The 12,669-nt window shown below is 33.9% G+C and carries 9 protein-coding genes and 2 pseudogenes; all 11 read left to right on the plus strand.

Annotated elements, in window-relative coordinates; genetic code table 11:
* Position 1: 1 nt before the first annotated feature.
* Positions 2 to 1,111, plus strand: a complete 1,110-nt coding sequence (locus tag I6L50_RS14810) for a flagellar hook-length control protein FliK (RefSeq protein ID WP_219301909.1) — start codon at positions 2 to 4, stop codon at positions 1,109 to 1,111.
* Between the two features lie 3 nt (positions 1,112 to 1,114).
* On the plus strand, positions 1,115 to 1,693 hold the full coding sequence (locus I6L50_RS14815; protein WP_219301910.1) for a flagellar hook assembly protein FlgD: 579 nt from the start codon (positions 1,115 to 1,117) through the stop codon (positions 1,691 to 1,693).
* 16 nt (positions 1,694 to 1,709) lie between these two features.
* Positions 1,710 to 2,933 carry a flagellar hook protein FlgE gene (locus I6L50_RS14820; RefSeq protein WP_002030947.1) on the plus strand — a complete coding sequence of 408 codons (1,224 nt, stop codon included), beginning with the start codon at positions 1,710 to 1,712 and terminating at the stop codon, positions 2,931 to 2,933.
* A 49-nt stretch (positions 2,934 to 2,982) separates the two neighbouring features.
* A complete protein-coding gene (locus tag I6L50_RS14825; RefSeq protein ID WP_002030948.1) occupies positions 2,983 to 3,318 on the plus strand; it encodes a DUF3964 family protein in 336 nt (111 codons plus the stop codon).
* A 389-nt stretch (positions 3,319 to 3,707) separates the two neighbouring features.
* Complete coding sequence (locus tag I6L50_RS14830; RefSeq protein ID WP_219301911.1) at positions 3,708 to 4,193, plus strand: LysR family transcriptional regulator; 486 nt, start codon at positions 3,708 to 3,710, stop codon at positions 4,191 to 4,193.
* Positions 4,194 to 4,334: 141 nt separating this feature from the next.
* Entirely contained in the window at positions 4,335 to 5,243 is a 909-nt protein-coding gene (locus I6L50_RS14835) for a chemotaxis protein (RefSeq protein ID WP_002030950.1), read from the plus strand.
* A 491-nt stretch (positions 5,244 to 5,734) separates the two neighbouring features.
* The gene (locus tag I6L50_RS14840) at positions 5,735 to 6,682 is read left to right on the plus strand and encodes a DNA-binding domain-containing protein (RefSeq protein ID WP_219303705.1); all 948 of its coding nucleotides are present in this window, start codon (positions 5,735 to 5,737) and stop codon (positions 6,680 to 6,682) included.
* Between the two features lie 83 nt (positions 6,683 to 6,765).
* Positions 6,766 to 7,007 (plus strand): annotated as a pseudogene (locus tag I6L50_RS34850) (Ger(x)C family spore germination protein); the annotation flags it as partial.
* A 448-nt stretch (positions 7,008 to 7,455) separates the two neighbouring features.
* Positions 7,456 to 8,691 carry an N-acetylmuramoyl-L-alanine amidase gene (locus I6L50_RS14845; RefSeq protein WP_219301912.1) on the plus strand — a complete coding sequence of 412 codons (1,236 nt, stop codon included), beginning with the start codon at positions 7,456 to 7,458 and terminating at the stop codon, positions 8,689 to 8,691.
* A gap of 544 nt (positions 8,692 to 9,235) precedes the next feature.
* Positions 9,236 to 11,971 (plus strand): sensor domain-containing protein, encoded by a 2,736-nt coding sequence (locus I6L50_RS14850; protein ID WP_219301913.1) that lies wholly within the window; start codon positions 9,236 to 9,238, stop codon positions 11,969 to 11,971.
* 157 nt (positions 11,972 to 12,128) lie between these two features.
* A pseudogene (locus I6L50_RS14855) lies at positions 12,129 to 12,662 on the plus strand (TerC family protein); the annotation flags it as partial.
* Between the last annotated feature and the right edge of the window lie 7 nt (positions 12,663 to 12,669).

Here is a 12,669-nt window from a genome sequence, read left to right on the forward strand (position 1 = left end):
AGTGATACAGTTTGTATTACCGGTGCAGCAAAGTTTACCTCCGCAAAAAGAAAAAGGGCTAGAAGTACAATCGAAAAATGAAAATTCTTCATTCGATAATACAATGAGAATTGAAAATAAAAAACAGCCGAAAACGGAGAAAACGAAACGAGAAGAAGCACCAGAAGAAGAGAAGAAAGAATATAATCTCGCAAAAAAAACGGTAACGAAAGAAGAGCCGATTGTAAAGAAAGAAGAAAAGAAAGAGACAGAACAGTTATTGTTAGCTGTATCTGAGCAGATGGTTGCAATTGAGCAATTGCGTGTGCAGCCAGAATTGTTATATCAATACATACAAAAAATACAGGCGTTATATAAAGAATACGGAAATATTAAACTGAACGAATTGCCCGCAGCTGAATTACAGCAATTACAAGAGCTTTTTTCTAACATGAATATTAAAAATGCCATATGTTTAGAAGATACAATGCAAATGGCGCTAGACAAGGTGACGATGCCAGAGCAGACGTTGCAAGTATTAAAAGTCGTAGAATCAGAAACTTGTAATATTGCAAAGAAACAAGAGGAGTCTAAGGAAGTAGAACTCCAGAAAGCTGAAAGCGATGATGTGAAGGTAGAGTTACCAAAAGTCGATCAGTTAAATGACTCAAGTTCGGCCGGAGCTGAGTTATTAAATAAAGCAACGGGTACTGACCAAATAGGAAAACAAAATAGTGGAGCTGAGAAGGTTACATTACCTGACTTAGGCAAGAAAATGGAAGCACAAGTAGAGGCTCTGCAAAAGTTTGTAGTGAAACAAGAACGTGTTTTATTCCAGCTAAATCCAGAGAAACTTGGTTCATTAACTGTATTTATGAAAAAGCATGGAGATCAAATTGAAGTCCATGTAGAAATGGAAAAACACGATGCGAAAAAGCGTGTTGAAATAATTTTTGACGAATTGAAGCTAAAATTAAAAGAAAAAGAAATTAATATTCAAATAAGTTATTCAGAAAAAGATGAACAACGTAAAGAACAGCGAGAACAAGAACAAAGGCAAAAACAAAAATTAGCAAATACGAAACATGAGAAACAACAGTCAAAAGAATTTGCGGGATTATTGGAGGAATAAAGCGTGCCAACAGTTGGATTAAATACAACGAGTACAAATCATATTCCGTTACAAGCAGGAGCGCAAAAAAGTAATGTACCTGTTAACGGTGTACAATCGCCAGTTCAACAAACAAATGGAGTTTCAGCAGGAGAGCAAAAGACTCCTGGTGTAATGGGGAAAGATGATTTTCTAAAATTATTTTTATCAAGTTTCCAGCACCAAGATCCATTCAATGCGATGGATATGAATCAAATGATGAATCAGACAGCGCAGTTATCTCTTATGGAACAAGTGCAAAATATGACAAAAGCAGTTGATTCTTTAAGAACGACGATGTATTCGACAGCGCTTGATGGCGGAATGAAGTTTTTAGGGAAATACGTAAGAGGGATCGACGGTGACGGTAAAAAAGTAACTGGTCAAGTAGAAACAGTTCGCCTTGCGGAAAATAATGATGTACAGCTCGTTATTGATAATAAGATTGTATCTCTTCGCTTTGTTGAGAGGGTGTCTGATAAACCGATTGGAGAAACGAATCCAGAAGATACAAAGAAAGACGATCAAAAAGTAACTGAAGAAGTAAAAACTACAAATTCATAAGGAGTGTACATACGTTATGATTAAAGCGTTATATACAAGTATTACAGGGATGAATGCAACACAAAATGCATTAAGTGTAACTTCAAATAATATTGCCAATGCACAAACAGTTGGTTATAAAAAACAAAAAGCAATGTTTGATGATTTACTGTATAACAATTCTATTGGTTCAAAAGGCGACGATAAATACGCAGGGACGAATCCGAAAAGTATCGGTAACGGTGTGAAAATGAGCGGAACAGTTACGGATTATAGCGATGGTACAATTACGCTAACTGGTGGTAAAACACAAGCAGCAATGGAAGGTAATGGTTTCTTCGTGGTTGGCGATTCAAAAGGCGGCAACACGGAATTTACGCGTAAAGGTACATTTGGAATATCTTCAGATTACTATATTACGAATACAGAAGGACAATATGTATTTGCATATCCTGCAAATGCAGCAACTGGTGAAGTTGATTTATCTGGTATTCCAGGACCGTTGCAAATTCCAATGGGATCAGCAATTGGTGGTATTCGAACGTCAAAAGGAGTCGTTGGAGGGAATATTCCAGCCGATGCAAAACAGATTACGCAAGAATTGCCTGCATACGATGATGCCGGTAATACATGGACAATGCGTGTAGAATTTACACAAACTAGTGAACATAATTATAAATATACAGTACATATGCGTAACGACTCGAAAAAAGAAACAGAGTTTAAAGAGGTTCAAGGCGCAGGCGGTGATGTAACATTCGATGCGGTAGGAAAGCCAAATCAGCAAAAACCTGGAGCGTCTATTCCATTTAATGGCGGAACAGTAAATTTAGATTTTAGTAAATTAACAAATCATCCGACAGAGAAAACATTAGCAGTAACAGACGTAGATGGTAGAGCGGCAGCGACTGTTAAAGATTGCTTTATTGCTGACGGTGGATATGTGATGGTAAAATATTCTGATGGAAGTATGAAAGCTGCGGGTCAATTAGCTGTTGCGATGTTCCCGAACGAAGGCGGCTTAATGAAAAATGGTAATGGTAACTACACAGCGACAAATACAACTGGCATTTTAGCAATGGGCGTATCTGGCCAAAATGGTGCAGGGAAAGTACGCGGTAGTGCACAAGAAGGTGCAAACGTAGATTTATCTGTAGAATTCGTTGATTTAATGCTATATCAACGTGGCTTCCAAGGAAATGCGAAAGTAATTAAAATTTCAGATGAAGTATTAAATGAAGTTGTGAACTTAATTCGATAATAAATCGTAAAGAAAAATTGTAACGTAGTAGGAAGGGTTTTATATTCGTATGACAAGACAAGAGCGAATTTTACAATTGCCTTTTTTCGAAAATAAACGTGAGCTTGCTGAGCAAATGTTAAAAATAGAACGAGAAGAGCATGTATATTTACCAGATCAATTTGAAATCAAACAAGTGCCTCCATATTCGTTTGGTGAAAAACAAGCAATCATTGGCCGTATACACGAGTTTTACTTCGTAAGTATTGGTAGTAGTGGTGTTTGGAAGTATCAACTGTTTAAAGATGAGATGAAGTGCCGTGAGTTTTTCGTTATGTTGCCGGATATTACGGATCAGCAGCTTGCTTTTTGGTTCAATAACATTGAGTTGTTGAAAGGGGCTTAAAAGCTTTCTTTTAGGTTTTGAGAGAGGGCCCAGCGATGTTTAGTAGCGGTCAGTGCATATGGAGTGTCTCGCATGTTGTAATACCAGAAATATGGAGTGGTTCTAGGTTAGTTGAAGAGGCTGGGAGCCATGAATGAGATTGGTAGGCTCACCGGATTGTAGTAGCGACAGTGCTTATGAGTGGCTCGCATGTTGTAGAGATATGGAGTAGTTCTAAGGTAGTTGGAGAGGCTGTAATCCAAGTGTTTAGGTGGTGCCTCTTCACTTTTTGGAGAGAGGATTTCTCTGATTCTAGGAGCAATGATTTGAAATAGAGTTAGATTAATTTAAGATAGTTGTGCTATATTGTACAATTAGACTAAGTTTATATAAAAGGAGAGGTGAGGAGAATGGCGCAGAATAAGTATCGCGTTACATTCATTTCGCCAAGTGAGATTGAGCAACGTACTGTAATGGTGGCGAGTAGTTTACCTAATTTAATACGTCAAGTAGAGAGTATTATTGCAGATCCGAACGGTTATTTTGTAAATGATAAAAAAAATAATTGCTATTTTAAAGTTATTAAAGAAAATGTTACGTATATTCAATATGAGTTACTATTTTCTGATAAGGAAATTCACATTGAAAAGTTAAAACATATAGCACCGGCGGTATTGAAACAAGTATTTAAAAAAATAAACGATCCGGAGTTATATGCACTTGCGCTACTTGATGTTGATATAGCAACGAAAGAATACGTGCTAGAAGAAATGAATCCGGAGCTAAGAATAAGAGTGGAAACGGAACTTTCGAAAAAATGGGAAGCAATGCCGACAGAAATTGTAGGAGCACAAGAAGTGTTACTAGAGGCACTTGCTTCGTTTATACAAGATTAAGTTTTACCGGTAGTATTTCTACTTTAAAACTGTGAGGATCACTCAACTATCTATATTTTTCATATAGGTAGTTGACTTTTTGGTTTTAATAAAGCTTAATAATTAAATATACGGAATTAATGGAAGGGGAGCGACACCTTTATGTCACAAGCACAAAGTATTTTATTAGAAAGCGGAACAAACGAATTAGAAATCGTAACGTACACTGTTGGTGAAAATTTATTTAGTATTAATGTAATGAAAGTGCGTGAAATTATTAATCCATTCCCTGTTACAACTGTGCCAGAATCTCATCATGCAGTTGAAGGTGTTGTTCAAGTACGTGGTGAAATTTTACCTGTTATTAACTTAGCAACGGCTCTTAATTTAAAATCTATAAAACCACTTGATCAAACGAAATTTATCATTTCAGAATTAAACCAAATGAAAGTTATTTTCCGTGTTGATGAAGTGCATCGTATTCAACGTATTTCATGGGAACAAATTGATGAACCAGCTTCATTATCTATGGGACTAGAAGAAACGACATCTGGTATTGTAAAACTAGATGGGAAAATCATTTTACTATTAGATTATGAAAAAATTGTATGTGAAATTAGCGGTACTGGTTATGACAATAAATCACTTGCAGGATTAGAGCAAAAAACAGATCGAGCTGAAAAAGTTATTTATATTGCAGAAGATTCAGCGATGCTTCGTCAAATACTAGAAGAAACATTATCATCAGCTGGATATACGAAAATGAACTTCTTCAGCAATGGTGCAGAAGCATTAGCTCAAATTGAAAAATTAGCAAAAGAGCAAGGTGAAAAAATGTATGAACATATTCACCTGCTTATTACAGATATTGAAATGCCGAAAATGGATGGACACCACTTAACGAAAGTAATTAAAGATAGTGAAGTAATGAATCAATTACCAGTCATTATTTTCTCTTCATTAATTACAAATGAATTATTCCATAAAGGTGAAGCGGTAGGAGCGAATGCTCAAGTAAGTAAGCCAGATATCCAAGAATTAATCGGGCTAGTTGATAAGTTAGTACTATAATGCTTCTTTTAGTTGGAAGAGAGGAGCCAGCCATGTGTGTAAAGACAGAAAGGTAGAGTGTTTCTGAGATATTTTTATTTTTCTGTAGCCACCGTGGTAATAATGGTCATTCTTTCGGTTAATTAGTTAGCGTTGTGTAAAACCCTCACCTTTATAGTAAAGGTGAGGGTTTTCTTACATGATGTTCAATTATTTCATCTATAAGATTTCGTGGTGGCGCAAACTTTTTCGGTGAAAATATATTAGGAATACCATATAATATAATTAAGTAGAATTTTTCTGATATAATATTTTGCTTAGCTATTTTTTATTTTTTAATATTTGTTAAAAATCATTTTTTATTTCGATACTTTTTATACCTTTTTATATGTTAATTATTTGACAGATAATTTCGAAATGTTATAATATGGATATGTAAAAATTTCTATTTTCTTAAAGGGCATGGGAGTCATATGAGAATTGTGAAAGGATGAGGGGGAGTGACACATATTATGTATCACCACACAGCAATCAATGTATTAAGTCTTTTACAAAACATGTCAAATAATAAAACGAACGATATGAAATTAGAGGCGGAATTTAAAAAAATAGAGAAAAAATTCCAAGTCAGGTATGAAGAGCTAATCGATTTATATAATAGAATGGTATTATTTCAAATAGATATAGAAAAAAATGGCGGTATGCGAGTATATGAAAAATCAGCGATTACTTGGTTGAAGTCTGAACTAGAACTATTGTATGAAGTGTATCAATTTTGTCAACGTCATGGCTTAAACATCGCAAATATTTCAAAATATGTTAGTAAAAATGAGCTGAATCTTTTCCGAAAAACGGAAAGTCAATTGCAAAACACGTATTATAAATTAAAAAAACAAGAGATGCCGTTTGAAAATATTGAAAAACAAAAGCCGGGGCGAAAACGTAAGTATACACCTGTAAAAGAGACAATTGTTGAGACAAAACAAGAAAGCAAGCAGGAAGTAAATGAAGACGTTCGAAATGAAGAAGATGAAAAAAGCCTCGTAACAGTTATGTCTGGCATCGTGGATAACTTTGAAACAATTAGTCAATGTAGTGAAAAGAGAGAACACGAATTGCATCAGTTCATGGAGGGAATCTATAAGCTTTCTAGTATGGCGGCAGAGCGTTCAAAAGATGAAAAGAATGCACGTGGTCTTGAAGGCGAATTACATTCATTACGAGCTGAAAATGAAAGATTAAAACGAGAGAAGGAAGAACTCGTTCATGATATTAAAGAGATGACGCATCATTTAATTCATTTTATTACGAGCTCTGATATCGATCAAATTCGTACATTGCCTTACTTCGTAAAAGAATGTAAACAAGATCTACATAAGCTAGGGTTATATAACGCTCAAGACGGAAAAATGAAAATTATGGTTGACCGTAGTGGACAAGTTATGACCGTAACACAATAAAAAAATTGGGTACAAAATAAAAGGGAGATACATAGTGTATATGTATTTCCCTTTTGTTTTGTATGGAATTGTTTCGGACAGAGGAAAAGTTACAATTAATTTTAGTAAATCAAAAATTTTTACAAAAGGAAGGAGCTAGGTCTTACTTTGTAGTATTGTCATCAGAAAAATACTGGGAATATGCGTATTGTCACTGTGAAAGGACTTAATACATAATGATTTTAAAGATAAACCGACTCTTCCTCAATATTTAACTGATTTAATTGAGGTGAATAGGTTGTATAATCGTACAGTTGTTATTACATTTCATCAACAAACTTTTAATACGGAGAATTGAAGAGTAAAGTAGGATTCCAAAGCATAGCCAAAAAGGTGGCTGTTATAAGTTATTTGCCTACCAAGATAATTAATATTTGTTTAAAATATAAGATTACTATTTTATTATACCGAGTAATTATTCACATTATATAATAATTACTTGCTACATAATTAACATGGTTATCTTACAAAAATGTAAGGTTTTTTTAATTGACACTCGTACATATGAGTAACTATACTGGTTACACGACGTTGGTGAATATATTTAATAGTTTCTATCTATAAGTGTATGTCCCAGGATTCTTTTCGGAATAATAGTTCGATTTGTATTTGATATCTTTAATATAGGGATAATGCGGATTTAATCTATTCTTTATTCTAGGTCGTATTATTTAAAGATTAACTATAAATGATATATTTACCAACTTGTAATAATTTTTTAGAGGTGCTAAATTTTGAAGAAAAAATTAATTGCTACAGGAATTCTTGCTGGAAGTCTACTATCCTACTCATCTAGTGCATTTGCAAATACTCATAAATTCTCAGATGTTCCTGCATGGGCTGACAAATCCGTTAATTATTTAGTTGATAAAAAAGTATTGAGTGGTTATCCAGATGGAACTTTTGGTTCAAGTGATACATTAGATAGGGCTTCTGCGGCAACAATTATGACAAAGGCCCTTGGTATACATATTGACTTAAATGCAAAACCATCTTTTACAGATTCACAAAACCACTGGGGAACGCCGTATATTGCTGCTGCTGAAAAAGCAGGAATAATTAAAGGTGAAGGAAATGGAATATTTAATCCTTCTGGAAAAGTTACTCGTGCTGCAATGGCAACAATGTTAGTAAATGCATATAAGCTACAAGATAGAACAAATAATAATGGGCAAAGTAAATTTGATGATTTAAAAGGACATTGGGGTGAAAAATTTGCCAATATTTTAATTGATTTAAAGATTTCTGTTGGTACTGATAATGGTTGGCAACCAAATAAATTCATAACACGTGCAGAAGCCGCACAACTTACTGCCAAAACAGATACCCTTCAATACAGTCCGAAAAACCCTTTAGAAAGTAAAACAATCATTATTGATCCTGGACATGGTGGTGCAGATCCCGGAAAGTCCACAAAAGGATTGCCTGAAAGTAAAATCGTATTAGACACTTCCTTACGCCTACAACAATTGCTCGAAAAACATACACCATTTACAGTTTTACTAACTCGTGAATCTGATACTAGACCTGGACATGACCAAAAAAGCTCTTTACAGGAACGTGTTAAATTTGCTAAGCAAAATGAGGGGGATATCTTTATAAGCATTCATGCAAATGCTTATAATGGTAATGCAAAAGGGACAGAAACATACTATTATAAATCTTCTGAATCCGAAAAAACAAATCCTCATGTGGAAGAAAGTCATGTGTTAGCGGAAAAAATCCAAGCACGTTTAGTAGAGGCCCTTCAAACACGTGATAGAGGCGTTAAACATGGAGATCTTCATGTTATAAGAGAAAACGGCATGCCAGCTGTGTTAACGGAACTGGCTTTTATAGATAATGGTGTCGATTACAGTAAACTATCTACGGCAAACGGTAGACAGATTGCAGCACAAGCCATTTATGAAGGGATTTTAGATTATTATGAATGGAAAGGAAATAATGTATCTGAATATAGGTTGAAATAAGTAAAAGGGAATTTAGTAATTCTAGGAATAAGTAATTTATAAATTGCTAAAGTATAATTTTGTTATTTGTAATGTGTTTTAGTTTTATAGTGTATACTGGCGCCGACTTATTAAGGATTATAAATAAGTCGGTGTTTAAGTTAGCGTACTTAATGAATACTATAGAAGTTATGAAGAAAAAAAGATAAATAGATAGGGGCATACACCTACATTCATTATTTTTACGTGAAATTTTAATTTAAAAATAGTTAAGTTATATGATTCAGATGGGCAGTAACAATGAGTTCAAAGAAAACATTCTTTGAACTCATTAGCTATTAAATAAACTTGTTACATAAATAGTTCGTATAACAATAATTGATAGTGTTAAGGACATAGCTGTTCATATTTTTTTGTAATTCCTGTTATTAAATTGTTGAATATTTACAGGTGTAATGTAAGGCTGCTTTATTTTGAAAGAAATCTTTTGAAATGGCCATAATATGAATAATAATTAGAAATAAATTTTTGAAAAAATGATGAAAGACTTAAGAAGGTGAATATATTGCTTAAACATTCACATTTGCAATTTATCTTATTAACAATAGCTCTAATATTCTATATAAGCTTTTGTTTTATATTTTTATTTGTTTTTCCGAATCATTATTTTGTATCAGATTTTAATATCCGACTATCATCCTTAGTTGTTGAAACTACTGTATTTATCTCATTACTTTATTCTATATTATCCGGAAAAATTAAGTTAGGAGTATTCTGGGTTTGCATTACTATTGCAATAGGGTGTTTCTTGATTGGGAATTTTATATCCGCTTTTCAAGTACTTAATGTAGAATTGCCGATACAAAATTTTAATATCTCTGATGTGTTTTTGTTGTTTTTCTTATTCTTCTTTCTCTTTGCATTCTTTTATAAAATCATTATGGAATGTAACAAGTGGGAAAAAGCGTATTTAATTTGTGATTTATGTATTGTTGTTACTGCCATTTTTACATTAGAGTGGTACCTGTTTAATAAACCTTCTGCAAATATCTTATTCTTATCAATTGGAGATGTTTTTCTCTCATTTATTTTTCCGATTATAGATTTATTACTTCTTTTATTAGGAGTTAGTCTAATCTTTCGACCAGCTATTTTTAATGCGAAAAGTAAATTATTTATTTTTATTCTCGTATTAACTGGATTGGCTATTACGGACTACTTGTATTTTTACTTACAAGATGATTTGTCAGATCGTTCACTTATATTATTAAGGTGTTTGTATAGAGTTTTCCTATTATTTATCGCTATTGCTGCTTCGATCTCAAAGAATGCATCTTCTAGAAGGAATTATTTCATTATCGATCCCACATTTGGGAAGAAACTTCTTGTTATATTTCCTTATCTTGCAGTTGCGGTATTAATTGGCTTTACTTTAAAAGAGCAAACTTCCTCGGCTACACTTATTACTGGGAATTGTATTGCATTTGTATTTGTGCTGATTCGTCATACTATCGTACGAATGCAAAACAGAGATTTAACCGAAATGTTAAAAGTGTTTAATAATCAATTAGAACAAAAAGTATCTCAAAGAACAGAAGATTTAATAAACAAATCTAATGACTTGGTCAAAAATCAAGAGAGATTTAAGTCATTATATGAGTATCATCCAGATCCTATTTTAACGATTAATTCAAATGGTACTGTGTTAAATATAAACCAGGCTGGAAGTATGTTATTAGGAAAAAACAGTGATGAATTAATAGGTAAAGAGTGCTTCTCGATTTTTTTAGACGAAGATAGATCTGAATTGGAAGCAGCTCTACAGGAAGGGAAACGATGCAGTTCGGCTTCGTTACAATTACGTGTGAAAAATAATAATGAGAAGGACATTCATTTTTGGTACGTCACCATTGTTCCTATTATGATAGAAGGACAAACTTTTGGGAGTTATGTAATGGTAAAAGACATTACGAGAATGAAGAAACAACAAGATGAGATAAACTATCTAGCATTCCATGATACAGTGACGGAGATTGGAAATCGAATATTCTTCCAAAAAGAATTAGAAAAATCCATTGAGCGTGCACGAAAAACGCAGGGTGAATTTGGACTCTTGTATATAGATTTAAATCGTTTTAAAACCATTAACGATACACTGGGACATTCAATTGGTGACAGTGTTTTAAAAGAAGTTGCTAAACGTTTTAGGACATGTCTGTCACCGGCTATTCCTCTAGCGAGAATAGGGGGAGATGAGTTTGCGATCATAGTCCATAACCACACAGAGCAACAGCTATTGGAGTTGTGTGAAACTCTATTTCGTATAACTGAAGAAGCATTTGTAGTTAATCAACATAGTTTTTATTTATCTCTTAGTATAGGAATAGCGGTGTATCCGTTTGGAGGAATAAATACTACTACACTTTTACAACATGCTGATATTGCTATGTATAGTGCAAAGGAAAAAGGTAATAATGCTGTTTGCATGTATGACGAGACATTATCAAAAAAAATAACAAGACGATTACGATTAGAACAGGATTTACCGAAGGCATTAGAAAATAATGAGTTGTTTTTATTATATCAACCACAAGTTGACAGTAAGACTGGTATGGTTATTGGTGCAGAGGCTTTAATTCGTTGGCAACATCCAAAACTGGGACTTATTTCCCCTTTTGAATTTATACCTATCGCGGAAGAAACGTCGGAAATTATTCCAATTGGGAAATGGACGTTACAGGAAGCGTGTCGACAACTGAAAAAGTGGCATTCTGCAGGCTATGCAAATCTAAAAATGGGGATAAATTTATCAGCTATAGAGTTTGAACAGAAAGATTTTGTTCAAGCAATCATATCTACCATAGAAGAAGTAGGGGTACCTGCTAGTTCGATTGATTTAGAATTAACAGAGAGAATAGCAATGGTAGATGAAAAAGAAACCTTATCGAAGTTAAAAGCATTAAAATCATATGGTGTACATTTATCAATTGACGATTTTGGTACAGGGTATTCTTCATTAGCATATCTCCCTTTGTATCCAATTGATACCTTGAAAATTCCAAGAGAATTTGTTAATAGGATCGGAAATTCTACTGATGGAAATGAAATTATTCATACCATTATTTCACTAGCGCATACTTTAAACATGAAAGTGATCGCAGAAGGGGTGGAAACGAAGGAACAATTAACAGTGTTACAACGTAATGCATGTTATCTAATTCAGGGCTATTACTACAGTAAACCTGTAAGTGAAGATGAATTCATCAAGTTTTTAAGCACAATGTCGCGTCACCTTTTCTAAGGGAACCACAATCTAGATTTGTTTTTTGTTGAAATTTATAACAAATAGAGGACAGCAAAGTAACTGTCAAAATGTTTTAGCATTTAATTTGGCTTAATAGGAAATTCTAATGAGCAAAGACCTTATCTGATTTTAGTTTTAGAAAGGAGAGAAGCGGATGGATTCAATATGGCTAGAGTATGCTTGGGCATTGTTAATTTTAATCGGATTAGAAGGATTGTTATCGGCTGACAATGCCCTTGTACTAGCAGTTATAGCCAAGCATTTACCCGAAGAAGAGAAAAAAAGAGCTATAAATTACGGAATTATTATGGCCTTTGTTTTTCGATTCGCAGCCCTTTTTGCGATTTCATTTATTGCAAATGTTTGGCAAATACAGGCGATAGGAGCAGCTTATCTTCTTTACTTAGGATTAAAGCATGTCATTCAGGCGCAATTCGGAAAAAATAATCAAAATATTCACAAGGAAGATGAAAAGGAAGCAGCAGGAAAAAGCTACTGGTTCACAGTAGGAAAGATTGCATTAGCTGACCTTGCCTTTGCGATTGATTCAATATTAGCCGCAGTTGCTCTTGCTCTGGGGCTTCCGGATTCTCCGCTTGACGATTTCGGAGGTATGGATGGAGGACAGTTCATTGTTGTACTTCTTGGAGGGATAGCTGGACTTATTTTAATTAAATTTGCGGCAACATTGTGTA

This window comes from Bacillus sp. FDAARGOS_1420 (assembly GCF_019344915.1).
Classification (GTDB): domain Bacteria; phylum Bacillota; class Bacilli; order Bacillales; family Bacillaceae_G; genus Bacillus_A; species Bacillus_A mycoides.